The sequence below is a fragment of the Krasilnikovia sp. MM14-A1259 genome (assembly GCF_047159535.1).
Taxonomy (GTDB): Bacteria; Actinomycetota; Actinomycetes; order Mycobacteriales; family Micromonosporaceae; genus Actinoplanes.
This window is the reverse complement of the sequence record NZ_BAAGAJ010000002.1, coordinates 4,735,527-4,760,717: the sequence shown is the minus strand read 5'-3', so window position 1 is coordinate 4,760,717 and position 25,191 is coordinate 4,735,527. Positions and strand designations below refer to the sequence as shown.

Genomic DNA, 25,191 nt, shown 5'->3' with positions numbered 1-25,191 from the left:
CAGGACGACCCGACCTGTGCGCGGGCCTGTGCACAGCCTGTGTACAACCGCTGGGGAAGTTCTCCGCGGAGGGCAGATGACGTGCGAATTCGTCGTCCCCATGGTGTGGAGACGAAAAAGGTGGGCCGGAGTTGCCGAGCCCGTTCCGGGACTCCGAGGGGCCTCGCGAACACCCCGTGAGCTGCGGCGCCGGGGGCCGCGGGCGAACCCCGCACCGGCCAAGACTCCCTTGCGTGACCAAGCCGTCGCGTCAGGGCGTTGCGGTTCTGCCGCGCGGACGTCACCCTTTTGTCGTGGACCAACGGGAGTGGGACTACGGCGCCCGCCTGCCGCGAGACAGGCGCGCGGCAGAGTCGTGGTCCCCAACAACAGGTCCAGAAAATCCCGAATCAGACAGTACGGCCCTGAAATGGGGTTCTGTCACTGACACCGGGAGCATGGAGCCGATCCCCGAGGCCGTCGACTGGTCCCGCCGCGCCGACCAGTGGGCGCAGCAGGCGAACCTGCCCGCCCAGAACGACCAGTGGCAGTCGGTGAGCCGTTGGTCCGAGGTCGTGCCGACCACCCGGTCCGGCTATCCCGCCGACGGCGTCGGCTGGCGTACGGAAACGGCCGAGTGGCAGGCCACGACGGAGACCGCGCGCTGGCGGCAGACGACCGAGTGGCGTTCCACCTCCGGGACACACGGCTGGCGTTCCACCACCGAGGCATGGCAGACGGGCAGCGCGGGCGCTGAGGGCACCCCGCCGCAGCTGGCGCCGCCGGGCACCGGTCAGCGGGCCATCTCCAGTACGGCGTGGCAATCCGCTGCCGCCGACGGCCAGCCCGGCGCCCAGGACATCCGGCAGCAGCCTGTGTCCGACAACGGCGCCGCCCCCGGTGGTACGGGCGCCAACCCACCCTGGCAACAAAGCGAGGACTCGCGACCGGCCTGGCAACAGTTCGCGGCGCCAGCGCCCCCGTGGCAGGCCGGCGGAACCGCGCCCTGGCAACAGGCGCCCGCGGCCCCGGGCCGGGACCAGAGCGCCGCCGGCACCCCGCCCTGGGACCAGAGCGCCGCCGGCACCCCACCCTGGGAGCAGGGCAGCCCCAGCGCCGCACCGTGGGAGCAGGGCGCTGCCACCACACCGCCCTGGCAGCAGGCCACCAGCCGGCCGGCCCCGGCCACACCGGCATGGCAGCAGCTCGTCGACCCGGTCGCGGGATGGCAGCAGCGTGAGGAGGCCACCCGCGGCGACGACATCCGCCGGGATGAGACGCGCTCAGCCGGATGGCAACGGCCGGATCCCGCTGGCGGGCGTGCCCCGGACAGCCCGTCGAGCTGGCAGCGCCCCGACGCCACGCCGAGCTGGCAGGCGCCGGGAGGCGCGCCGGGGCCGCAGACCACCCCGAGCTGGCAGCAAACTGAGGCAGAGCCCGCCACCGGGTCCTGGTCCGCCCCGTACGATTCGGGCCGCCACCTGGTGCGCGACGACGACCGGGCGCAATGGCGGCGGGACTCCGCCGCGGGCGCGGGGCGGCTCGACGACCGGCCCGACCAGACCGGACGCCGCCGCGTCCCCGAGGGCGGAACGGGTTGGTCGACCCGTTCGGAGTCGGACAACTGGGCCGGGCATGCTGATACCGGCACGATGCCGGCGTTCACGGACCCGGCGCAGTCCACCTCCCGCGGATGGAGCCCCGACCCGCAGCAGGCCGCAGGCGGGTGGGGCACCGATCCTCAGCAGTCGACCTCGCGCGGATGGAGCGCCGACCCGCAGGAATCCACCGGGCGCGGTCGGGGCACCACCGACCCGGAGTGGGCCCCCGACCCCGCGCAGTCCAGCTCACGCCTGCGGCGAGCCGAGCCGGAGCGCCCCTCGCCGCCGAGGCGGCGGGCCGAACCAGAGCCGGACTCGGCGAGCTGGCGCGCCGACCTGGCAACGCCGGATCGGCGATACGAGGACGACGACTGGCGACGGGACCCGGACACCGGCCAGTGGAGTCTGTTCGAGGACGACACGGACGAGGGTGCCCCGCGCGAGTCGGAGCGGCCGCGTGCCCGCCGCGACCCCGGTCCGGCCTCGGATCCGTGGGAGCAGAGTGCTGCGGAGACCAGCGTCATTCCGTTGCCGTGGCAGCCGCGGGAGTCCCGCGAGCCGCGTACGGACGGCTGGCGGCCGTCGCCGGACGAGGCCGAGCGGCCCGCCCGGCGCCGCGGATACGACAGCCCCGGCTCCACCGGCGGATACGACACTTCGGCACCGACCGGCCGGCGCGGATACGACGCCGCACCCCCGACCGCCGAACGTGGATACGGCACCTCAGCCGCAGCACAGAGCGGCGGATACGACCCCGAGCCGGACGATCGTGCCGGTTGGCGCGACGAGCCGCGTCGCGGCACCCGCGCGGGTGAATGGCGCGACGAGTCCCGCCGGGCGACCCCCGCCGGCGAGTGGCGTGATGACCCCCGCCGGGACGCGCGTGCCGGGGAACGGCGCGATCCGTCCCGCCGCGAAGACGGCGGCCAGGGCAATCGGCGTGACGAGTCACGTCGCGGTGGACGCCGCCGCGCCGGTGACGACGACGATGACCACTGGCGGGCGGGCGGCAGCAGCGGCATCGACCAGCCAGGGGACCCTGAGCAGGCACAGGACCCTGAGCGAGGCCTGGATCCCGACGTCTGGCGCCGCGACCCCGAGCCGCGGCCGGAGCGTGACAACTGGCGAATGACCCGGCTGGAGGACGCGCCCACCCAGTCGTGGCGGCAGGAACTGCAGGCCGAACTGCGTGCGGAGCAGCGCCCGCCGACCGGCGACGCCGCCACCGAGATTCGCCCCTTGGGCTCGGGTGGCACCGGCATCGAGGGCCGGGCACAGCCCCCGACCGGTTCGGCGAGCTACCGCGAAGGGAACACCGGCGACTGGCGCCGGGAGCTGGCGTCACAGGGTGGGCTGGCGGACGGCGAGTCGCGCCGCAACGGCGATGCCACGTCACTGCGGAATCCGCCCGGCGCGGGCGCCGGTAAGGCATCGGTCCCGGCCGCGCGGCCGGTGTCTGCCCGGCCGTCGGGCGGCGGCGCTCCGGGTTCGGCCGAACGCGCGGGAGCCCGCGAGGAGATGCTGGTCGGCGCCCGGTCGGGCGGCCGCTGGCAGGATCCGCCGGACACGCAATGGCCGCCTCGTCCGGCGTCCGGCTATCAGAGTGCCGCGACCGGATCGTACGGGCGTCGGGCGGTCGGCGGTCTGGCGACCGCGTCCGGCCGGCAGCCGACGAATCTGCTGGAGCCCGACGAGGACGAGATCGAGGAGGACACCGGCGGCCCGCTGGCCGCGGTCGGTTACACGGTCGTCTGGTACGGCGTCCCGGTCGTGTTGTTCGTGCTGGCCATGCTGGTGCTCAACGGCGCCCAGCAGGCGCATGCTCTGGGCACGCTGGCCAAGGCGGCCCCGCAGTTCGGTCTCTCGTTGGTGTTGAGTGTGGTGGTGGCGGTCGGGCTGCGCCGGGCCAGTGGTTCGTGGAAGGCGGCCAGCGTCGGCCTTGCCTCGGCGGTGGTCGGCGGTGGCCTCGCCACGGTGCTGACCTCGGCCATCACGGGCAATTCCCTGAGCTGAGGAAAGTGCCCACTCGCCCGGGCTGTCCCGCTGAGGAGGCGCTCGTCGGGGAATGCGAAATGGCGCACCGGCCGGGCCGATGCGCCATTTGCTTTGTGCGGTGCTGTTACTTCGCGGCGACCACGTTCACCGGGAACGTGGCGGTCACCTCGGGGTGCAGCTTGACCTGGACCTTGTACGCGCCCGTGGTCTTGATGTGGCTCGGCAGCTCGAGACGGCGCCGGTCCAGGGCCGGGCCGCCGGCGGCCTTGACCGCGTCGACGATCTCGGCCGGGGTGATCGACCCGAACAGGCGCCCGCCCTGGCCGGAACGCGCGCTCAGCGTGACCTTGAGACCTTCGAGCTGGCCCTTGACCTCGTTGGCCTGGTCCAGGTCGCGGATTTCGCGGGCCTCGCGGGCCCGCCGGATGACCGCGACCTGCTTCTCGGCGCCCTTGGTCCAGGCGATCGCGAAGCCCTGCGGAAGCAGGTAGTTGCGGCCGTAGCCGTTCTTGACCTCGACGATGTCGCCGGGGGTGCCGAGGCCCGACACCTCGTGCGTGAGAATGATCTTCATGTCGGTGCCTCCCCTCAGCGCGCCGAGGCCGTGTACGGCAGAAGCGCCATCTCGCGGGCGTTCTTGACCGCCCGGGCGATCTGCCGCTGCTGCTGGGAGGTCACGCCGGTGACCCGCCGAGCACGGATCTTGCCCCGGTCGGAGATGAACTTCCGCAGCAGCGCGGTGTCCTTGTAGTCGATGTAGGTGATCCCGTCCTTGTCGAGCGGGTTCACCTTCTTCTTCGGCTTGCGCAGTGCCGCAGCCTTCGCCATTGCTCTTGCTCCTGATGTCATGTCGCGCACCGGGCGGCCGGGCCGCCCCGGCCGCTAGAAAGGTGGCTCGTCGTCGAAGTTGTTGCCGCCGCCGGAGCGGCTGCCAGAGGCCTGGGCGGGTGCAGCCGTGGCCCAGGGGTCGTCGAATCCGCCGCCCCCACCGCCGTTGGACTGCTGCCGCCCGCCACCACCGCCGGAGGCGCCGAAGCCGCCCCCACCGCCGCCCGAGCGGGACATCTTCTGCACCTTCGCCGTGGCGTAGCGCAGGGACGGGCCGATCTCGTCGACCTCGAGCTCGATGACGGTGCGCTTCTCACCCTCGCGCGTCTCGTACGACCGCTGACGCAGCCGGCCGGTGACGATCACGCGGGCGCCCCGCTGCAGCGACTCGGCGACGTGCTCCGCGGCGTCACGCCAGATGTTGCACGCCAGGAAGAGCGGCTCGCCGTCCTTCCACTCGCCGGAAGCCTTGTCCAGGAACCGCGGCGTCGAGGCGACGCGGAACTTGGCCACCGCCGCACCAGACGGGGTGAAGCGCAGCTCAGGGTCGTCGGTCAGATTGCCGATGACCGTGATGGTGGTGTCTCCTGCCATGACCTTCTCCTCGCGTCCTCGCGTTGCTGGGGTGAGACTCGCAGAGCCCTACGACAGAAACGACGAGGACGGTAAGTCAGCGCGTCTCGGGCCGGATGACCTTGGTGCGCAGGATGGACTCGTTGAGGCGCAGCTGGCGGTCCAGCTCGGCAACAGCCTCCGGCGTCGCCTGCAGGTCCACGACGGCGTAGATGCCCTCTGACTTCTTGTTGATCTCGAACGAGAGCCGGCGACGGCCCCACACGTCGAGCTTCTCCACCGAGCCACCCGCGGTACGGATCACGTTCAGGTACGTGTCCAGCGACGGGGCGACGGTGCGCTCCTCGAGACTGGGGTCGAGGATCACCATGAGTTCGTAATGACGCAAGACGTTCTCACCTCCTGTGGGCTTGACGGCCACGGTCTCTCCGTGGCAGGAGGTCTTGCTGTCCGCCGTCGTGTGATGTCGTGGTCGACCCACAGCAACGCCGTGGGGCGAATGGCCCACGGCTGGTCACCCGACGGACCGGGCAAGCATACCGGCGCACGCACCGGCCACAAAAACCGGAACGGCCCCGTCCGGGCAGGGACAGGGCCGTTCATCGGAAGAGCCGCGGGGCGTCCGGTCCGCTTTCGCTGGGTGGGACCTGGGGAGGAACGACCACACCGATGAGGTTGGACGCAGCCGCCCCGCGGAGCTTTCTGACCGGGAGTCTACGCCATCGTTGCCCGAGATGCACGTTGCGCCACGATTGCCCGAATCGCGCCGATACTCACCCCTAGCACGCAAACCAGGGCGGTCAGCGTGAGCAGGCCGCCCGGCGCGTCTTCCGGCACCGGTGGCAGCGCCGCGGCCACCTCACCGCTCACCACCGCCGCCGAGCCCGCGGACGTGGTGACCGGGGCGGCGTCGGAGGTCACCGGCACTTCGACCGACTGGACGCCGGTGGCCAGCGACTTGATCCCGCCGGCCGGCGGCAACCCGGCGATCACCGACGCCGCGGCGACCGAGCCCCGGCTGCGGGTCGGACTCACGTCCGCCTGCGTGACGCCACCGCCGGCCGGCTGATTCACCGGGACGACCGGTACCGTCCTGGTCTGAACGGGCGGCGGCACCCCCGGCCGCGAGACCCCCGGCGGTACGGTCTGCGGCCGTGTCGTCTGCGTCGGCGGCGGCGGAACGGGCGAGTCACCGCCCGTGGAACTCGACGGCGGCCCCTGGCTGGGCGGCGTGTCCGTGACCGGGACGGAGCTCGGCGGCACCGGGACGGGAGTGGTCGGCACGCTCGACGGTGGCGCCGACGGCAGCGTCGTCGGTACGACCACCGGCGTCGACTCGTCGGTGAGCGCGCACACCGGGTCGTCGGCCAGCGACGTCGTCGGCCGCCGGAACACCGCCTCCGTGCCGCCGTGCCGGGCGACCGCGTCCGAGGCGCGGCGGGGCACCCGGCCCGCCTGCGCGGCCCGCGCCGCGGCCGCCACGCGCACCCGCTCGGTCCGCAGCAGCCGCTTGACCCGGACCCGTTGGGCACGGATCGTGAGCACCTCGAGGTCCGGTGTGGACTTGCAGCCCAGCTCGACGGCGTGCCCGCCGGCCGCCTTCGGACGGGCACCGGTGGCCTGGCCGGCACTGGCGGTTTCCCTCGTCAGCAGCGGCGCGGAGACGAGCAGGCCGCCCAGCACCATCGCTGCGACCAGGTGTCGGAACTGCCGCGACATGCACCCATCTCCCCGGCTCGGCCGGCTCGAGCCGGCACCTCGACCTGCGCAATCCCTCCGTTAACGAGACGCGGCGGAGCCCGGTGACGCGCGGCGTCGCCGCGTCGTGACATCCGGTTACGTCGTACCCCCGTCGTAGGCTCGTCCTCATGCGCATCGGAGCCCATGTCGATCCCGGCGATCCCCTCGCCGAAGCGGCCGCCCGCAACGCGGAGGCGGTGCAGTTCTTCCTCTCCGACCCGCAGGGGTGGAAAGCGCCGGCGCCGCGTGCCGACGCCGATGCCCTGCGGTCGTCGGATGTCGCGGTCTACATCCACGCGCCGTACATCGTGAATGTGGCCACGCTCAACAACCGGATCCGCATCCCGAGCCGCAAGCTGCTGCTCACCCACGCCAGGGCCGCCGCCGAGATCGGCGCGCGCGGCCTGATCGTGCACGGCGGCCACGTCGGCGACGGCGACGACCTCGCGGTCGGCGTCGACAACTGGCGCAAGACTTTCGCGTACGCGGAGAAGGAGGGCGGCCTGCCGCTCCCCGTCCTGATCGAGAACACCGCGGGTGGGGAGCGCGCGATGGCCCGCCGCTTCGACGACCTCGCCCGGCTGTGGGATGCGATCGGTGAGTTCGGTGCGGGATTCTGCCTGGACACCTGTCACGCCCACGCGGGTGGCGAGGAGTTGCTCGGCATCGTCGACCGGGTGAAGGCGATAACCGGCCGCATCGACCTGATCCACGCCAACGACTCGAAGGACCCGTTCGATTCGGGCCGCGACCGGCACGACAACTTCGGCAATGGCAAGATCGACCCGGACCTGGTGGTAGCCGTGATCCGCGCGGCCGGGGCCCCCGTCATCGTCGAGACACCGGGCGGGGCGCAAGGCCAGGCCGCCGACATCGCCCTCCTGCGGGATCGGGCGGGCAGCTGACGCAGCGGCAGGAGATGCTGGCATGACAACCGACCAGCCGCAGCTCAGTCCCGACCCAGCGGCATCGACGGACGACAGGCCAGCGGCGGACAGCAAACCAGCTACGGACCCCAAGCCGACGACGGACGACAAACCAGCGGCAGGCAGCAAACCAGCTACGGACCCCAAGCCGACGACGGACGCACCGGCGTCAGCCGATGCCTCCCACGTGTCGGCCGCAGCCGAGCCTCCGGCCGCGGATACACCGGGGCGTCGCGGCGATGTGCTGCCGGCGACCCGTCCGCCCGGGGCACCGCCGGATCCCTGGACGGCTTTCGCCACCACACCGGAGCGCGGCCCCGGTCGTCTGCGCCGCGTCGTGCGCGGGGTACGTCGCGGGCTGGTCCACGAGTTTGCGCTGGCCGCCTATGCCGCCCTGCTGCTGGCATTGGCCATGACCTGGCCCGCGCTGCGCTACCCGCTGCACACCCTTCCGCAGGACGTCCACGATCCGTCCCGCCAGGCGTGGCAGGTGTCGTGGGCGGGGCACATCCTGCTTACCGACCCGGCACGGCTCTGGCACGCGAACGCGTTCTTCCCCCTGCGGTACAGCTTCGCCACCGGCGACAGCCTGCTCGGCTACGCCCCGGCCGGCATGCTGGGCACCGGTCCGGACGCGGCCGTCCTGCGATACAACATCCTCTTCGTGCTGGCCCATGCGCTGCTGACGTTCGGCGGCTATGCGCTGGCTCGCCAGCTCGGTGCCCGACGCACCGGCGCGGCGGTCGCCGCGGTGGCGCTCGCGTACGCCCCGTGGCGGCTCGCGCAGGAGGGCCACCTCGACATCATCTCGGCCGGCGCCATCCCTCTGGCCCTGGCGATGCTGGCCCGCGGCCACGGCTGGTCCCTGCGGTACGGCTTCCGCCCCGCCCGTCGGCGTACCGGCTGGGCGGTGGCGGGGTGGTTGTTGTCGGCGTGGCAGATCAGCCTCGGCTTCGCGCTGGGCCTGCCGTACGCGTACGTGCTCGCCCTGCTCCTGGTCGTCGGTCTGGTCGCCGTGCCGATCCGGCGGCTGCGCCGCCGCGGTCAGGGCCCGGTGCTGGGCTGGCGGCTGCTCGTCACCGACCTGCCGGGGACGCTGCTGGTCGCAGGCGTGGGTGTGCTGATCGCGCTGCCGTACCTGCACGCCCGGGACACCGGCTCCGCCGCCGGCGAGGTGCGGTTCTTCTCCCCGCCGGTGCACAGCCTGCTGATCGGTCCGGCCGAGTCGCGGATCTGGGGTGCCGCGCATGCCGTCCCCCGCGCGTCGCTCGGCTGGCCCGCCGAGATGACGCTGTTGCCCGGCTTCGTGTTGTACACGCTGGCCCTGCTCGGTCTCGTGTTCTCGATCTGGACGTGGCGGCAGCGGTTGGCCATGCTGTGCGCCCTCGCCGCCTCGGTGGTGCTGACGCTCGGCACCACGGTGTTCGACGGCCGGTGGACCTATCTGCCGCTGTTCGGGCACCTGCCCGGCTCGTTCGGGGTGCGGATCCCGGGCCGCCTCATGTTCTGGGTGACGCTGCTTCTCGCGCTGCTGGCGGCGGGCGCGGTCGACGAGTTCGTCGGGCGTGCGGAGCAGTTGGCGGCGCACCGGATGCCGCCGTGGCCGAGCCCGTGGCTGCGCGCGGCCACCCTGGTGCCGCTGCTGCTGGTCCTGGTCGAGGGCTTGAGCACCACCGCGCACCCGGTGGTGCCGGCCCAACCCGAGGTCATGCGTACGGGCAGGTCGTCCACGCTCGTGCTGCCGACCTCGACGCTGGGCGACCAGACCGTCATGCTCTGGTCGACGTCGAGGTTCCAGCCGCTGGCCAACGGCGGCGGCGCCTTCGCACCGGCGCACCAGGCGGAGTTGCGCCGCAGCGTGGCCACGTTCCCCGATCCGGCGAGCATTCAGTACCTTCGCGGGCTCGGCGTGCAGACCGTGTTGCTGGTCCGCGCGCAGGTGGCGGGCACGCCGTGGGAGCGCGCCGGCGACGTTCCGGTGGACCCGCTCGGCATCACCCGGGAGGACCTGGACGACGGCACGGTCCTGTTCCGCATCCCCTGATGGCTGAATCCTCTGATGGCCGGCGTTGGCCTGTCACCGGGCGGTGGCGGGCCTTCGCACCGTCGACGAGCGACCAGGGCCGATCATGCCGGGACGGGCGACGGGTCAGCCGCTGACTTCCGGTCCCCGTGGGGGCGGCCGCGCAACCGGGACACCCATTGTGTGTCCGGTGCACCGTCCATCAGCCCGCCGTCCGGGTCGTCCGCATAGGTGTCCCGCACGGGATCGCGTTCCGGCCGCCACATCTCCCGCACCACCAGGCCACAGAGGATCGCCACGGTGATCAGACGCAGGCTGGCCGCGAGCACGAAAGTCCCCTCTGGAATGACCGGTTTGCCACCGGCCCCGAGCAGTTCGGCGTAGAACGCAGCGAAGTAGCCGATCTCGGCGACGCTCCAGGCGACGACCGCCGCCCAGCGCGGCCGGGCCAGCACGATCAGCGGCAGCAGCCACAGGACGTACTGCTGCGACCAGACCTTGCTGAAGATGAGGAACGCCGCCACGACCAGGAAGGCCGCCTGCGACAGGCGCGGGCGGCGGGGCGCGAGCAGGCACACCCCGGCGATCGCCAGGCAGGACAGGCCGAACAGCCCGTACGTCAGCCAGTTGAGCGTCGGCACGTGGTCGCTGAGCCACTGGAACGGGCCTTGATCACCCGGAGTGCCGGTGTTCCACTTGCCGTCGAGGTACCGGCCGATGTACCAGAACGTGCCCCAGTCGATCGGGCGTTCCGTGTTGAGGTCGAAGAACCGGTTCCAGCTCGTCCGGTAGGCCAGGAACACCGGAGCGTTGGCCACCACCCAGGCCGCCACGGCCGTGCCGAGCGCGGTGATTGCGGCGCGCAGTCGCCCGGAGCGCAGGCCGAGCACCAGGATCGGGCCCAGGATGAACAGCGGCCACAGCTTCGCGGCCCCGCCGAGCCCGAGCAGGATGCCGGCGAGCGCGGGACGGCGCCGGGCCCACGCGTACAGGCCGAACATGGCGAAGCCGATGGCGAGGAAGTCCCAGTTGACCGTTGCGGTGACGAACAGGATCGGTGACAGCGCGAAGATCGCAGCGTCCCAGGGTCTGCGGCGCCGCAGGGCGAGAATGACCGCGGCGGTGGCGACCGCGAGCGCGCAGAGCACGAACGCGTTGACGTTGTAGAACCATTTACCCTGGTTGATGCTCGGGTTCTTCACGCCGAGCGCGTGCACCGGCAGCCCGAGCGCCCCCATGAAGTACCCGGTGACCACCGGGTATTCGACCGCATGGTCCCGGTACGGCACCTTGCCCTGGTTGAGCTCCTCGGCGTAGTACAGCGCCAGCACGTCGGTGTAGCAGAACCGGGTGTACTGGATGTTCTTCTGCCAGTCGCCGTCCTGGCACGGCGACTTCTGCACCCAGTGCAGCGCCAACGTGAGGCAGGTCAGGGCGAGGACGATCCGCGCCGCCGTCCAGAACCGGTTGGTCCGCGCCTCGGGCGGTACGGCGTGCCCGCCCAACGGGCCGCCGATCGCCTCGGAGAGCCCGCGCACGAAGCCGTCCGAGGATGCGGGGTGGTCCTGCGACTCAGGCCGTTCGATGTCGCGGGCCGACTGGGTGCTCATGACTTGGCATCATGCCGCATCCCGCGGCCCTTTCCCGGAAGGGGAGGGAGCGCGCCGGGCTCGGCTGTTTCCTTGATCGAGCCCGGCGCCATCGGGTCTACCCGCCGGTGTTCGGCGTGCCGTTGTTGTTCCCGGTCGGATTGTTGCCGTTCAGGAACTGGCCGGGGAACGTCGTTGGCGGGTCGCCGTTGTTGCCACCGCCGTTGTTGCCACCACCGTTGGTGCCGTCACCGTTGTTTCCACCGCCGTTGTTCCCACCGCCGTTGTTCCCGCCGCCGTTGTTCCCGCCGTTGTTGCCGCCGTTGGGGTCGCCGCCGGGGCACAGGAAGCCGATGAGGCACTGCGGAGGCTGAACGACCGGCGGGGGCGGCGGCGCCTTGCCGTTCTGCAACGAGCTGTTCGGGTCGCCGGTGCGCTGGCGCTGCGGGAAGCGCTCGATCTTCATGTCGAGCTTTGCGGTGACCTTGTCCATGAACGTCTTCCACACCGCACCCGGGGTGCTGGCGCCGAACATGTCCTTGCCGGTGCCGTTGGGCCCGGACTTCAGCTTGACCTTGCCCTTGGCCCCGCCGATCCAGACCGTGGCGGCGAGTTGCGGGATGCCGCCCACCATCCAGGCGTCACCGCTGCCGCCGTCGTTGTTGAACTCCCAGGTTCCGGTCTTGACCGCGGCGGGCCGGCCGTTGCGCAGCACCTTGTTCGCGTGCGCCGGGATCTCCTGCATGACACCGAGCAGGTTGCTCATCTGGTCCTCGGGGAAGACCCGCTTGCCGACCGCGTTTTCGGGCTTGTACGTCTTCATCTGCCCGGTGATGTCGTCACGACGGCTGACCTTCTCGATGAAGTGGGCCTTGTGGTAGAAGCCACCGTTGATGATGGTCGCCACGCCGTTCGCGTGCTCCAGCGGCACCACCCGGTACTGGCCGAAGCCGACCTCCTCGCCGAAGTACTTGTTCCAGGTCGAGGAGTCCGAGCGGTCGAGGTCGATCAGGTCGGACTGGCCGTCCTGCTTCTCCTGCGCGTCGGTCCACATGTGCTGGATGCCGGCGGCCTTCGCGGCGTCGACGACGTTCGACGGGCCGATGTTGTGGGCGATCCAGTAGAACGGGAAGTTGTACGACTGGATCGTCGCCTTCTCCAGCGGGCAGAACTGGATCTGGCCACCACACACGGTGCCCGGGTCCTGGCCGGCGTTGCTGATCTTGCCGCCGCCAACACGCTTCAGGCTGCCGTCCCAGTGGGTGTCGAACGAGATGTTCTTCTGCAGACCCGCCGCCAGGGTATAGATCTTGAACGTCGATCCGGGTGACTGGCCGCCTTCGATCTTGCCGTTCTGGCCGTTCATGTAGCCGCCGTAGTCCAGGCCGTTCGGCTGGTCGCCGCCGTAGTAGCCGAGCACCCGGCCGTTGGTCGGGTCGATGGCGATCAGCGCGGCCTGGTACGAGCTCGGCTTGTCGTGCATCGGCGAGTCAGCGCTCGACCGCTGCGCCGACTCCTCCGCCATCTCCTGGATCTCCGGGTCGATGGTGGTCTTGATGTCGAGCCCGCCGCGGCGCTGCTCGTCATCGTCGATGTTCATCTCGCGCAGTTCCTGCTGGACGTGCCGGATGATCATGCCAACCGGCTTGTTCGCGGCACTGCCGCTCGACTTGCCCGTGTCGATCGGACGCAGTTCCGGCTTCTTCGGGAACACCGCGGACGCGCGCTGCTCGGGAGTGATCCATTTCATCTCGAGCATGTTGTTGAGGGTGTATTCCCACCGGTCCTTCGCGGCGGTCGGGTTGATGTTGGGGTCGAACCCCTGGTGACCGTTCTTGACCGGCTCCGGCTGCTTGATGATCGAGGCGAGCACCGCCGCCTCGGACACCGTGAGCGCCCGCTCGCTGTCCGGCTTGGCGAGTACGGACTTGCCGAAGTACCCCTGCGCCGCGGCCTCGATCCCGTACCGGCCCTCGCCGAAGTACACCGAGTTGAGGTACATCCCCATGATCTGCTGCTTGTTGTACTTCGACTCCAGCTTGCGGGCGATCACCGCCTCGCGCAGCTTCCGGTTGTAGCTGATCTCCTTGAGATCGGCCGCGTGCCGGGCGTACTGCTGGGTGATCGTCGAGGCACCCTGCTTGTCGCCGCCGGTGAAGTTGTTCCACGCGGCGCGGGCGATGCCCATGAAGTCGATGCCGTGGTGCGAGTAGAAGTTCTTGTCCTCCGCGGCGGCCACGGCGTGCTGGACCATCGGCGGGATGCTGTTCTCCGGCACGACGGTGCGGTTCTGGCTGCCGAGCTTGGCCAGGACGTTGTTGTCCTTGTCCCGGATCGTGGTCGCCTGGTCCTCGGACTTCGGCTGCGGCAGATCCACGCCGTCGAAGAACCAGGTACCACCGACGACCCCGCCACCCAGCAGGATGACCATGACCGCGGCGGCCGCGGTGAGCACGTTCGTGCGCCGGCGGCGCTTGGCCGCCTTCTTCAGGTCCTTCTGGGTCGGGCGCATGCCGGGGGGGCCACCGAGATCGCCGTACCCGTCGGCACCGGCCGACGGGCGAACCGCGGCGCGGGCGACTGCAGCCCGGCCGCCGTACGATCCCGTGCTCTGCCCGGCGTCGTACGCCGCGCCGACGCGGGCCGAGCCCACCGACGCCGCGCCGACTGACGCACGGCCCGCGGGAGCACCGACGGACGCGGTCGCCCGGGGTGCCCCGACGCTGGCCCGGCCGGCCGCACCGCGCCGGTACGCGTCCGGTGCTGGACGGGCCTGGTCGTCAGGCCCGGTAGCAGCGGACGGCCCGGGCACTCGGGCCCGGGCACGTGCTGACTGCAAGTCGCCGTTCGAATTCATTCAGTCACACCTACCGGTCGCAGTGGCGTGCCTGAGGAGCCCCGACGGGCTTCCGGCGGCAGCGCCACGAGCGGTCGTTGTGGGCTGCATCCGCGCAGCCGCCCTGTCAGATGCCAAGAATGACCGATTGCGGCGCTGGATGCCCGTTTCGGTCGGGGTCGTGTCGACGTTGGCGTTGAGGGGTCGAGTCACCATCGGCCCTCCCGGCGCTGTGACGACGACCCTGCCTCGCGGTGGCGGCCCGAGGAAGCCGAGGCGACAGCCTCGACCCTGTCCAGTTCGTCGGCGTTGAGCGCATCCCGGCCGAGCAGGAACTGCTCGGTGAGATGGTTCCACGCGCAGGACCGGCACACCTCCACGACGAACACCTGAAACTCACGCAGCGTCATGGCCAGCACGGGCAGCTCCGCGAGCTTCCGCGCCTGGCCGGCCGACTGCTTGAGCTCATCGCCGTAGATGTAGTGCACCAGGGTGAGGTTGTCGTGACGGCAGATCGGGCAGCGCTCGTCCGTGGGTTCGCCATGGAATCTGGCTGCATTCTTCAAGTACGGCGACGCATCGCAGACTTCAAGCGTTCCGACCTTGCCGTTGCGCACGTCACGTAGCAGCGCTCGCTTCTGAAGCGAGTAGTCGACGACCTGCCGCTGCGTGCGCATGGCGAAGAGAGTACGCGCTCCTGTCCCGTACGGCGACAGGCGTCACTCAGCGTGGCGCAGCGACCGCGCAGGCACGATCATCTTGCGGGTGACGGCCGCGCGTTCTACCGTGACGATGTATCGGCCCGATACATCGGCCCGCAGTGAGCGGCCCGTAGACCCGGCGAGGAGGTGGCGACATGCTCGAGCTCGCCGTCCTCGGTCTCCTTCAGGAGGCCCCCATGCACGGGTACGAGCTGCGCAAAGAGCTCGCCACCAAGCTGGGGACGATCCGGGCCGCAATCAGCTACGGCACCTTGTACCCCACGCTGAAGCGCCTGAACGCCGCCGGCTGGATCAGCGAGACCGCACCCGAGGACGCGATGGTCCCACCGCTGACCAGCAAGCGGGGCCGAATCGTGTACAAGATCACGGCCGAGGGCAAGGAACGGTTCGCCGACCTGCTGGCCCAGGCCGGACCGGAGACGTACGACGACGCCGGCTTCGGCGTACATTTTGCGTTTTTTGCCCGGACTGACCGGGCCACCCGGCTGCGGATCCTCGAAGGTCGCCGCCGCCGGATCGAAGAGCGTCGGGAAGGCCTGCGTGAGGTCCTCTCCCGGGCCGCCGACCGGCTCGACGCATACACCCTCGAACTGCAACGACACGGACTCGAAGCGTGCGAGCGCGAGGTCCGCTGGCTGGAGGAGCTCATCACGAACGAGCGCTCCGGCCGTTCCCCGGCCGCACCGGCCGCGGAGACATCCACCGAGAGCCCGCGTCCACACCAGGACCGGCCCTTATGAACAAGGAGGCAATCGCGATGGGCTCCGTCCGCGTCGCCATCGTCGGTGTGGGTAACTGCGCCTCGTCCCTCGTGCAGGGCGTCGAGTACTACCGCAACGCCGACCCTAACGACCGTGTCCCGGGTCTCATGCACGTGACCTTCGGCGACTACCACGTCTCGGACGTCACGTTCGTCGCGGCGTTCGACGTGGACGCCAAGAAGGTCGGCATGGACCTCTCCGAGGCGATCGTGGCCAGTGAGAACAACACCATCAAGCTGTGCGACGTGCCGCCCACCGGCGTCACCGTGCAGCGCGGCCCGACCTTCGACGGCCTGGGCCAGTACTACCGCGAGATCATCGAGGAGTCGACGGCCGAGCCGGTCGACGTGGTCCAGGCACTGCGCGAGGCCGAGGTCGACGTGGTCGTCTCGTACCTGCCGGTGGGCTCCGAGGAGGCGGACAAGTTCTACGCCCAGGCCGCGATCGACGCGGGCTGCGCGTTCGTGAACGCTCTGCCGGTCTTCATCGCCTCCGACCCGGTGTGGGCCAAGAAGTTCGAGGACGCGGGCCTGCCGATCGTCGGTGACGACATCAAGAGCCAGGTCGGCGCGACGATCGTGCACCGGGCGCTGGCCAAGCTGTTCGAGGACCGCGGGGTCGAGCTGCTGCGCACGTACCAGCTCAACTTCGGCGGCAACATGGACTTCATGAACATGCTGGAGCGCAACCGCCTGGTCTCCAAGAAGATCTCCAAGACCCAGTCGGTGACCAGCCAGATCCCGCACGAGATGCTCAAGAGCGACGTGCACATCGGGCCGTCGGACCACGTGCCGTGGCTCGACGACCGCAAGTGGGCGTACATCCGGCTGGAGGGCCGCAGCTTCGGCGACACCCCGCTGAACGCGGAGCTCAAGCTGGAGGTGTGGGACTCGCCGAACTCGGCCGGCGTCATCATCGACGCGGTCCGCGCCGCGAAGATCGCCAAGGACCGCGGCATCGGCGGCCCGATCCTGTCGGCCAGCTCGTACTTCATGAAGTCCCCGCCGGTGCAGTACAACGACCACGACGCCAAGGAGTCCGTCGAGGCGTTCATCCGCGGCGACATCGAGCGCTGAGCGGCGCCGACGCAGAGTCAGCCTGGGGCCGCTTGCCCGGATGGTCACACCATCCCGGGTAGGCGGCCCAGCCGCATCAGTGGTGGCGCTCAGCCCCAGGATCGGGCCATCGCGATGCGGGCCTCCAGCTCCAGCAGTTTGCGCTTGCGGTCCAGCCCGCCGCCGAAGCCGACCATCTTGCCGCCCGCCCCGACGACCCGGTGACACGGCACGATCACGGGAACCGGGTTGTGGTTGCACGCCGTCCCGACGGCCCGCGCCGCCCCCGGATCGCCCAACGCGGTGGCGATCGCCCCATACGTGGTCGTCTCCCCGTACGGGATACGAGCGATCTCGGCCCACACGGACCGCTCGAACTCCGAGCCGCCCACCAGCTCGAACGGAACGGTGAAGTCCGTCAGCTCGCCGGCGAAATACGCCGACAGTTGATCGAGCGCAGGATGCGCACCGGCGGGCCCGGGCGAGGCGCCGAACCGCACCCCGACCACGACGTCGTCGCGGACGGCGACGCCCAGCGGGCCGATCGGCGAATCGATGACCAGTCGCATGCCGCCAGTCTGCCCCGCGGGTACGACACCTTCTTACTTACGTGTGTCCGTGCTCGCGGGCCCAGCGCACCAGCTCCGCCTCGGCCTCCTCGCGCGGCAGCGGGCCTTTGTCCAGCCGCACTTCCTTCAGGTACTTCCAGGCCTGCCCGACGATCGGCCCCGGTGGGACACCGAGGATCTCCATGATCGCGTTGCCGTCCAGGTCCGGGCGGACCCGGGCCAGATCCTCCTCGGCGGCCAGACGGGCGATCCGCTCCTCCAGCGCGTCGTAGTCCGCGGCCAGCGCGGCGGCCTTGCGCCGGTTGCGGGTGGTGCAGTCCGAACGGGTCAGCTTGTGCAGCCGGGGCAGCAAGGGACCCGCGTCCGTCACGTAGCGGCGCACCGCCGAGTCGGTCCACTCGCCCCGGCCGTACCCGTAGAAGCGCAGGTGCAGCGCGACCAGGTCGACCACGTCCGTGATGACGTCCTTGGGGTAGCGCAACGCCCGCATCCGCTGCTTGGTGAGCCGCGCCCCGACCACCTCGTGGTGGTGGAAGCTGACCCGGCCGTCGCGCCCGACCGCCTTGGTGGCGGGCTTGCCGACGTCGTGCATGAGCGCGGCCATCCGCAGGACGAAGTCCGGCCCCTCGTCGCCCTCCAGCCGCACGGCGTTGCTGACCACGATGAGCGTGTGCTCGTACACGTCCTTGTGCTGGGCGTGCTCGTCGATCTCCAGCTTGAGACCGGACAGCTCGGGCAGGAACCGGTCGGCGAGGCCGGTGTCGACCAGCAGCCGCAGACCGCGCAGCGGGTCGGCGCCGCAGAGCAGCTTCGTGAACTCGTCGCGGATCCGCTCCGCGGTGATCCGGTCCAGGTCGGCGGCCATCGCGGTCATCGCGGTCAGCACCGCCGGGGCCACCGCGAACTTCAGCTTCGCGGCGAAGCGGGCCGCCCGCAGCATCCGCAGCGGATCGTCGGAGAACGACGACTCCGGGGTGTCCGGGGTCCGGATCACCTGCCGGGCCAGATCGGCCAGGCCGCCGTACGGGTCGGTGAAGGCGTGACCGGGCAGGCTCACCGCCATGGCGTTGATGGTGAAGTCGCGGCGCCGCAGATCGTCGAGCAGGTTCGTCCCGTACGCGACGACCGGGTTGCGGGTGACCCCGTCGTACGCCTCCGCCCGGAACGTCGTGATCTCCAGCTGCAGGCCGTCCTTCTGCACCCCGATCGTGCCGAACTCGCGCCCGGTCTCCCAGATCGCGTCGGCCCAGCCCTTGACCACCCGCAGGGTGGCGTCGGGGTGGGCGTCGGTGCAGAAGTCGAGGTCGTCGCCGAGGCGGCCGAGCAGCGCGTCACGGACTGACCCGCCGACGAGGTGCAGCTCGTGGCCCGCGGCGGCGAAGCGGCGGCCCAGCTCGTCGGCGACCGGGGAGACACGGAGCAGCTCGGCGACCGCATTGCGCTGGGCGGCGGAGAGGGAGGAGGCAGGCGTTGACATGGGACGACCAGCGTATCGGTCGTGGCGGCGACCGGCCGCAGCGGGCAGGATGGGCGCCGTGCCCGTTTCCGAGGCGCTGCGTCGCGCGTGTCAGGACCCCGGGTTCTGGACGGGCGCGACCAGCCCGACCGCCGTCCCGCCGCCGAGCGCAGTGGCCCGGCCCGGCCCGGATCCGGCGCCCGACGGAACGCCGCCCGCCGAGCTGCGCGTCTCGTTGCCGGTAACCGCCGGGTACGGCCTCGTGCTGGAGATCGACCCGGTCACGGGCGAGCGCACGCTGGGCCTGCGCGGTCCGGCCAGCAGCGAACCGGTCCAGCTCGGTTGGGGCGCCCCGGGCAGGCCGTACCCGGCCGCGCTGCGCTGGTGGGAGCTGGACCTGTGCGCCCGGGTCATCGCGCTCGACGATCCGACCCTGCCGCATCCGGGCCTGGTCGTCGCGCTGTTGTCGCCGTTCGCCCCGGCCACCGCGGACGACGATCCGCGGGAGATCGCCGCGGTGCGCGCGGCCGCGTACCGTTCGCTGCGCCGCGAACCCGAGGGGCTCCCCGCGCCCGTGCGCCGCGACCAGCTCCGCACGCCTGGTGAACGCGAACCCGACCCGCTCCGCACGCCCGGACACCGCGCGGCCGGGCCCCGGCCCGGCGAGCCGGAACAGGATCCGCTGCCGCTCTTCGCCGACGCCCGCTGGTGGCCGTCCCCCGAGCCGGCACCCGCGGGCGGGGACCCGGCGTGGGTGCTCGACGAGGCGACGGTCCAGCTTCTGGCCGCCCCGGCCGCCGCACACCTGGAGGTCCGCGGCGGCGCACGTTTCCCGAGTGACGAAATCGCCGATCTGGTACGCCGGGCCGCCGCGCGGCTGTCCCGGCACGGCGAGGACGACTGCTACGCGGCCGCCCGGCCGCTGGCCCGGCGCATCGCCGGCTCCGGCGACCTGCAGCCCGTCCGGCACCTGCTGGCCACGCTGACCGAGGCCGGCTGCGACCACCCCACCGTGCTGGACGCGCTCAGCGAACCCCTGGTGCCGTTGGAAGCCTGCTGGATCGTGGAGACTCTGGCGGACGTGGCACCCGGCACCCTCCTGCGGCGACACGTGTGAGCGTGACCTGGCTAGATTGGCGGGGTGTCCGTACCTGACGAAGCCCGGCCCACCAGCGGCCTGTACCGCAGCGCCCACGCTGCGGGCGACGGCGCCGCGCCCCCCGTGGACGGCGTGACCCTGATCTCGGTGGACACCCCGAACCCGGGCGCGGCCGTCACCGGGGAGCAGGCGCTGCCGCCGGAACAGGTGCCGGACGAGACCGGCGAGGCGAGTACGGCGGGCAACAGCGCGATCATGGCGGCGGGCAGCCTGGTCAGCCGGGTGATCGGATTCGCCCGCAACGCGCTGATCGGCATGACGCTGGGCGCGGGCATCGGTGACGCGTACACCAGCGCGCAGTTCCTGCCGGGGCAGATCTACGAGCTGCTGCTCGGCGGCATCCTGTCCAGCGTGCTGGTCCCGCTGCTGGTCCGGCGCCGCAAGGCGGACGCCGACCGGGGTCAGGAGTACACCCAGAAGCTGCTGACGTTCGCGGTGGCGGGGCTGGGCATCGCCACCGTCCTGGTGGTGATCGCGGCACCGCTGGTGACCGCGATCCAGTCCAACCGGCACACCACGCCGGAGTACCGGGACCTGGTCACCGCGTTCGCGTACCTGATCCTGCCGATCATCTTCTTCACCGGGGTGTCCGCGCTGATCGGCGCGGTCCTCAACGTACGCGGGCATTTCGCCGCCCCGATGTGGGCGCCCATCCTCAACAACCTCGTGGTGATCGCCGCGTGCGGCGTGTTCATCGCGTCGTTCGGCACCGCGAAGGGGCTGAAGCCGGAGGACATGACGCCCGGGCAGATCGCGGTGATCGGCCTGGGCACGCTGTTCGGCATGGTGGCGCAGGCGGCGGGGTTGCTGCCCGCGCTGCGCAAGGTGGGCTTCCGCTGGAAGTGGCGGTGGGATCCGCGGGGCCTGGGCCTGGGCGAGATCGGGCGGCTGGCGGGCTGGATGCTCTGTTACGTCGGCGCGAACCAGGCCGCCGTGTTCGTCGTGGTGAACCTGCTCAGCGGTGTGTCCGGCGGCCACAACGCGAGCGTGCTGGCGTTCAACAACGTCTTCCTGCTGACGATGATGGCGCACGGCATCATCGGGGTCTCGGTGATGACCGCGCTGCTGCCGCGGATGAGCGCCGCGGCCGCCGACGGCCGGTACGCCGACGTCAGCGCCGACCTCAGCCGCGGCATCCGGCTCACCGCCTCCGCCCTGGCCCCCATCGCCGTGGTGTACGCCGTGCTCGCCGCGCCGCTGTGCGTGACCCTGTTCCAGGGCGGCGCCTACACGCCGGAGATGACGTTCGCGACCGCCGGGGTGCTGGTCGTGGCGGGCTTCGCGGTGCTGCCACTGTCGATCAGCTACCTGTGCACGTACACCTTCTATTCCTTGCAGGGGAACAAGACCGCCGCGCTGATCAACATCCCGGTGGTGGTGATCCGCATCGCCGCGTACCTGGCGCTGTTCGCGGTGCTGTCCGGCTCGTTGGCAGCGGCGGGCATGACCGCGGCGAACGCCCTGTCGTACGTCGCGTCCGCACTCATCTCCCTGGCGGTGCTGCGCCGACGGATCGGCCGCCTCAACCTCGGCGCGGTCGCCGGCGCGCTGGCCCGGGTACTGGTCGCCGCCGCGCTGGCCGCCGCACTCGGTCTGCTGGTGGTCCGGCTGCTGCCCGGTGGCACCCGCCCGGAACGGGGCGAGGCCATCCTCCAGGTGGCGATCGGCGGCGCGGTGATCGTCGTGACGTACGTCGTGGCAGCCGCCCTGCTGCGCGTACGCGAGGTCAGCCAGGTCATCGGCATGGTGCGGCGCAAGCTCGGAGTCTGATCCGGCGTGTCCGGCTTGTGCAGCTCGCCGCAAACTCGGACTTTGAGGCTGTGGACAAGGTTGTGGACAAGCCGCTGAACAGCCCCGTTGTCGTCACCGGACGGCCGGTACCCGATCGGCCGCAGGCCTCGGACGGGTGCCGCGCCCGGGGTTGACCTGTGGGAGCCTGGCCCAGGCCGGGTAAGGTCGTGGCGGACACGTGTGCACCACGGAGGAGGACTGGTGACCCAGGTCGGCGAAGGCCACGAGACCGCGGCCGATGGGGCCGGTCCGGTCATGACCTTCGGCGCCTCCACCGCCGGTGAGATCCTGGCCGAGCGCTACCAGCTCGAGGACCACGTCAACAACGACAGCGCCGGTCGCCAGGTGTGGCGCGGCATCGACGTCATTCTCCGCCGGCCCGTGGCGGTGGTGCTCCGGCACCCGGGCGGCGATTCGGCCACCGAGATGCTGCAGGCCGCGGTCGACGCGAGCCGGGTGATCCACCCCAACCTGGTCGGCGTCTACGACGCGATCGACGAGGGCGAGCGGGCGTACGTGGTCCGTGAGTGGGTGGACGGCGCCGCGTTGCGCGAGCTCGTCGGCACCAACGGCCCGATGGATCCGCCCCGGGCCACCGCGATCGCCCACTCCCTCGCCGATGCACTCGCCGCGGTGCACGCCACCGGCATGGTGCACGGCAACGTGCACCCCGGCACCACGCTGATCGCCGACGACGGCCGCGTGGTGCTGGCCGACGCGCGCGCCGACGCTGCGGACAGCACCGAGGCGGACGTCCGCGCCGTCGGCGGGGTCCTCTACTACGCGCTGACCGGCCGCTGGCCGCACGCCGAGGTGGGCCGCTCCGCGCTGCCCGACGCGCACCGCGACGCCGCCGGCACGATCGCCGCGCCGCGGCAGGTCCGCGCGGGCATCCCGGCGTACCTGGACGACCTCACGATGGACCTGCTGGACAAGCGGGTCACCGCGCCCGACGCGCAGTCGCTCGCCGCCGAGCTCGCCCGGCTGGACGCGGCGGACGACGACTACGAGGACGTCGGCCCGCTGCGGTTCACCCAGAGCGGCTCGGTGGAGCCGGTCCGCAGCACCCGCAAGATCGCGCTGGGGATCGCCGCGCTCGTGGTCATCGCGCTGATCGGCCTGGTCTTCGGCATCAACGCGATCTCCAACACCGACAAGGGCAAGCCGTCGGGCACCACCCAAGCGGGCACCAGCCAGCCCGGGCCCAACGCCGGTACCAACTCCAACGGCAACCCTGGCACCGCCGCACCCGCCACCGCGCAGAAGATCCCGCTGACCGCGTCCATGGTCCGGATCGTGGACCCGCCGAACGGCGACCGCGCCGACACCGGCGAGGCCGCCAAGACGGTCGACGGCGACGACTCCACCGGCTGGACGACCCAAGGCTTCTACTCCTCCAAGTTCGGCGGCCTCAAGCCGGGCATGGGCGTGCTGATCAACCTGGGTACCCCGCGATCGGTCAGCTACGTGAAGGTCGAGATGTCGGCCCCCGGCGTCACCCTGGACGTCCGTACGGGTGACAGCGACCCGGGCGACAACCGCGCCGGGGACGACGCGATCGTCAAGGGCTACAAGAAGATCAACGACGACGAGACCACCAACGGTCCGGAAAAGATCCTCACCGGCTTCGACGAGAACACGAAGTACCAGTACGTCCTCGTCTTCCTGACCGAGCTGCCGCGCGGCGACGACGGCCGCTACCGGATCGGCGTCAACAACATCGAGGTGTACGGCAACTGACCCGGCCGCCCGTCTCGGCTACATTGCTGGCGTGACCGAGCAGCGTGACGCGTACCCCGGGACGGACCCGCCCGGCCCGAGCGACGCTGAGCTGCTGCGCGCACACGTCGACGGCGACCCGGAGGCGTTCGGTGAGATCGTCCGCCGCCACCGGGACCGGCTGTGGGCGGTCGCGCTGCGCACGATCGGCGATCGGGAGGAAGCCGCCGACGCCGTGCAGGACGCGCTGCTGTCGGCACACCGCTCCGCCGCCCGGTTCCGCGGCGACTCGGCCGTCACGACATGGCTGCACCGGATCGTGGTGAACGCCAGCCTGGACCGGCTGCGCCGACGCCAGTCGCATCCGACCGTGCCGCTGCCCGACAGCGGCCGCGCCGACGACACGCCGCGCGCGCCGGAGCCCGCCGCACCTGCACCGGACCACGACACCGCACTGGTCGTGCGCGCCGCGCTCGCCGATCTCCCGGTCGATCAGCGCGCCGCGATCGTCCTCGTCGACATCCAGGGGTACGCGGTCGCCGAGGCCGCCACGATCCTCGGCGTCGCCGAGGGCACGATCAAGAGCCGGTGTGCGCGGGGCCGGGCCCGGATGGCGCTGGCCCTGGCCCCGCTGCGGGCCGGTGACGGAGACGACCGTCACGACGCCGCCGGGAACCGTACGGGCGCCCGCCGCGTCCCATCGGGGTCGGGAGTGACAGGGCCGCTCCCATCCGCAGCCGAGGGGAGGGACGACCGGTGACCGGGGCCGACTTCACCGAGGTCGACATCGACCTGCTGGCCGACTACGTCGGCGGGGTGCTGGACGGCACCCCGGAGGCGGCGGCCGTCGCAGCCCGCATCGATTCCGACCCGCAGTGGCGTGAGGCGCACGCCGCCATGGTCGCGGGCATGACCGTGGTCGGCACCGAGCTGAATGCGATGGGGGCCGCCCCCGAGCCGATGCCCGCCGACGTGGCCGCCCGGATCGACGCCGCCCTCTCCGCAGCCTGGACGACACCCGCTGACGCGACCTTCCTCGACACGGACATCGAACGCACCGACACCGACGCTACAAACTCCGACCCCACGAACACCGAGGGCACGGGCACCGAGGGCACGGGCACCGAGGCGCCGTCGCGCCGCCGGCATCTGGTGGCCGTACCGTCGTCCGAGGGTTCCCGGGTGGCGGCCAGCCGGCGGTGGCGGCGCTGGGCCGCGCCGATCGGGGTCGCGGCCGGTGTGCTCGCGTTCGCCGGTTTCGGCGTCAACCACCTGGTCCGGTCCTCCTCCGACAGCGCCGACTCGGCCCAGTCGGCCGGTGTGATGGCGGCCGCCGGCAGCGCGGTGGCGCTGCCGGACGCGGACCACATCGTCACCAGCGACACCGACTACGGGCCGGGGACGCTCGAAGCCGACGGCGACCGGGCCCTGTCCGCGCCGGCACCGAAACACCCGGAGCCGAGCGAACCGCGCAAGGCACTGGGGCCAACGGCCGCACCGGACACCACCGGGTCCGGACCCGAAATGGCGACCGACAACGCGGCCGGGCCGCTGCAGCGGCTGCGCCCCCGCGACGCCCTGCAGTCATGCCTCGACGCGATCGCCCAGGAGTACGGCTCCCGGCCGGTGGCGGTGCAGAGCATCGACTACGCCCGTTTCGCGCACACCCCGGCCTTGATCGTGCGGTTCACCGGGCCGGACGGTTCGTGGGCGTGGGTGAGCGGCCCGGCCTGCGGCGCCCCCGGTGCCGGGGCGGCCACCCGATTCCGGGTGAAGGTAGGCTGATCCGCACCGCATCTCCCGTTGGGTGAGTTCGGCCACGGGCGTCTGACGCGAGGGAATGGCCGGTCCCTACGATGAGGTTCTAGC

The 25,191-nt window shown here is 71.5% G+C and carries 20 protein-coding genes; 10 read left to right on the top strand and 10 right to left on the bottom strand.

Features of this window, described 5'->3' with window-relative positions:
* Positions 1-437: 437 nt before the first annotated feature.
* Entirely contained in the window at positions 438-3,593 is a 3,156-nt protein-coding gene (locus ACMCNK_RS21620; protein WP_412738202.1) for a hypothetical protein, read from the top strand.
* Positions 3,594-3,699: 106 nt separating this feature from the next.
* Here the strand turns inward: ACMCNK_RS21620 and rplI are convergent, their stop codons facing one another.
* The 5 genes from rplI to ACMCNK_RS21595 all read right to left on the bottom strand — a co-directional run bounded on the left by rplI (position 3,700) and on the right by ACMCNK_RS21595 (position 6,695).
* On the bottom strand, positions 3,700-4,149 hold the full coding sequence (gene rplI, locus ACMCNK_RS21615; RefSeq protein WP_412738201.1) for a 50S ribosomal protein L9: 450 nt from the start codon (positions 4,147-4,149) through the stop codon (positions 3,700-3,702).
* Between the two features lie 14 nt (positions 4,150-4,163).
* Positions 4,164-4,403, bottom strand: a complete 240-nt coding sequence (gene rpsR / locus ACMCNK_RS21610; protein ID WP_123553912.1) for a 30S ribosomal protein S18 — start codon at positions 4,401-4,403, stop codon at positions 4,164-4,166.
* Positions 4,404-4,457: 54 nt separating this feature from the next.
* Complete coding sequence (locus ACMCNK_RS21605) at positions 4,458-4,997, bottom strand: single-stranded DNA-binding protein (RefSeq protein ID WP_412738200.1); 540 nt, start codon at positions 4,995-4,997, stop codon at positions 4,458-4,460.
* A gap of 76 nt (positions 4,998-5,073) precedes the next feature.
* On the bottom strand, positions 5,074-5,364 hold the full coding sequence (gene rpsF / locus ACMCNK_RS21600; protein ID WP_106128737.1) for a 30S ribosomal protein S6: 291 nt from the start codon (positions 5,362-5,364) through the stop codon (positions 5,074-5,076).
* A gap of 326 nt (positions 5,365-5,690) precedes the next feature.
* A complete protein-coding gene (locus tag ACMCNK_RS21595; protein ID WP_412738199.1) occupies positions 5,691-6,695 on the bottom strand; it encodes a hypothetical protein in 1,005 nt (334 codons plus the stop codon).
* Between the two features lie 149 nt (positions 6,696-6,844).
* Between ACMCNK_RS21595 and ACMCNK_RS21590 the strand changes: the two genes are divergently transcribed.
* Positions 6,845-7,621 carry a deoxyribonuclease IV gene (locus ACMCNK_RS21590; RefSeq protein WP_412738198.1) on the top strand — a complete coding sequence of 259 codons (777 nt, stop codon included), beginning with the start codon at positions 6,845-6,847 and terminating at the stop codon, positions 7,619-7,621.
* A 22-nt stretch (positions 7,622-7,643) separates the two neighbouring features.
* Positions 7,644-9,686: a hypothetical protein gene (locus ACMCNK_RS21585; RefSeq protein WP_412738197.1), complete on the top strand. Its 2,043-nt coding sequence runs from the start codon at positions 7,644-7,646 to the stop codon at positions 9,684-9,686.
* Between the two features lie 83 nt (positions 9,687-9,769).
* Here the strand turns inward: ACMCNK_RS21585 and ACMCNK_RS21580 are convergent, their stop codons facing one another.
* The 3 genes from ACMCNK_RS21580 to ACMCNK_RS21570 all read right to left on the bottom strand — a co-directional run bounded on the left by ACMCNK_RS21580 (position 9,770) and on the right by ACMCNK_RS21570 (position 14,767).
* Positions 9,770-11,275, bottom strand: a complete 1,506-nt coding sequence (locus tag ACMCNK_RS21580; protein WP_412738196.1) for a glycosyltransferase family 87 protein — start codon at positions 11,273-11,275, stop codon at positions 9,770-9,772.
* A 97-nt stretch (positions 11,276-11,372) separates the two neighbouring features.
* Positions 11,373-14,111: a transglycosylase domain-containing protein gene (locus tag ACMCNK_RS21575; protein ID WP_412738195.1), complete on the bottom strand. Its 2,739-nt coding sequence runs from the start codon at positions 14,109-14,111 to the stop codon at positions 11,373-11,375.
* A gap of 188 nt (positions 14,112-14,299) precedes the next feature.
* A complete protein-coding gene (locus ACMCNK_RS21570) occupies positions 14,300-14,767 on the bottom strand; it encodes a DUF5318 domain-containing protein (protein WP_412738194.1) in 468 nt (155 codons plus the stop codon).
* Positions 14,768-14,946: 179 nt separating this feature from the next.
* Here ACMCNK_RS21570 and ACMCNK_RS21565 point away from each other — a divergent pair, with 179 nt between their 5' ends.
* Together ACMCNK_RS21565 and ACMCNK_RS21560 are read left to right on the top strand one after the other, a co-directional pair.
* On the top strand, positions 14,947-15,552 hold the full coding sequence (locus tag ACMCNK_RS21565) for a PadR family transcriptional regulator (protein ID WP_412738193.1): 606 nt from the start codon (positions 14,947-14,949) through the stop codon (positions 15,550-15,552).
* A gap of 17 nt (positions 15,553-15,569) precedes the next feature.
* Positions 15,570-16,649: an inositol-3-phosphate synthase gene (locus ACMCNK_RS21560; protein WP_412738192.1), complete on the top strand. Its 1,080-nt coding sequence runs from the start codon at positions 15,570-15,572 to the stop codon at positions 16,647-16,649.
* Positions 16,650-16,738: 89 nt separating this feature from the next.
* On the opposite strand, the gene ACMCNK_RS21555 is transcribed toward ACMCNK_RS21560, so the two are convergent.
* The gene (locus ACMCNK_RS21555) at positions 16,739-17,197 is read right to left on the bottom strand and encodes a methylated-DNA--[protein]-cysteine S-methyltransferase (RefSeq protein WP_412738191.1); all 459 of its coding nucleotides are present in this window, start codon (positions 17,195-17,197) and stop codon (positions 16,739-16,741) included.
* Positions 17,198-17,234: 37 nt separating this feature from the next.
* Complete coding sequence (locus ACMCNK_RS21550) at positions 17,235-18,674, bottom strand: CCA tRNA nucleotidyltransferase (protein WP_412738190.1); 1,440 nt, start codon at positions 18,672-18,674, stop codon at positions 17,235-17,237.
* Between the two features lie 49 nt (positions 18,675-18,723).
* On the opposite strand from ACMCNK_RS21550, the gene ACMCNK_RS21545 reads away from it, so the two are divergent.
* The 5 genes from ACMCNK_RS21545 to ACMCNK_RS21525 all read left to right on the top strand — a co-directional run bounded on the left by ACMCNK_RS21545 (position 18,724) and on the right by ACMCNK_RS21525 (position 25,107).
* Positions 18,724-19,770, top strand: a complete 1,047-nt coding sequence (locus tag ACMCNK_RS21545) for a hypothetical protein (protein ID WP_412738189.1) — start codon at positions 18,724-18,726, stop codon at positions 19,768-19,770.
* Between the two features lie 24 nt (positions 19,771-19,794).
* Positions 19,795-21,582 carry a murein biosynthesis integral membrane protein MurJ gene (murJ, locus tag ACMCNK_RS21540; RefSeq protein WP_412738188.1) on the top strand — a complete coding sequence of 596 codons (1,788 nt, stop codon included), beginning with the start codon at positions 19,795-19,797 and terminating at the stop codon, positions 21,580-21,582.
* Positions 21,583-21,804: 222 nt separating this feature from the next.
* Positions 21,805-23,343, top strand: a complete 1,539-nt coding sequence (locus ACMCNK_RS21535) for a protein kinase family protein (protein WP_412738187.1) — start codon at positions 21,805-21,807, stop codon at positions 23,341-23,343.
* A gap of 31 nt (positions 23,344-23,374) precedes the next feature.
* Positions 23,375-24,082 (top strand): RNA polymerase sigma factor SigM, encoded by a 708-nt coding sequence (gene sigM, locus ACMCNK_RS21530; RefSeq protein WP_412738186.1) that lies wholly within the window; start codon positions 23,375-23,377, stop codon positions 24,080-24,082.
* Positions 24,079-25,107 (top strand): hypothetical protein, encoded by a 1,029-nt coding sequence (locus ACMCNK_RS21525; RefSeq protein ID WP_412738185.1) that lies wholly within the window; start codon positions 24,079-24,081, stop codon positions 25,105-25,107. Before sigM ends, ACMCNK_RS21525 begins: the two co-directional genes overlap by 4 nt.
* Positions 25,108-25,191: the final 84 nt, after the last annotated feature.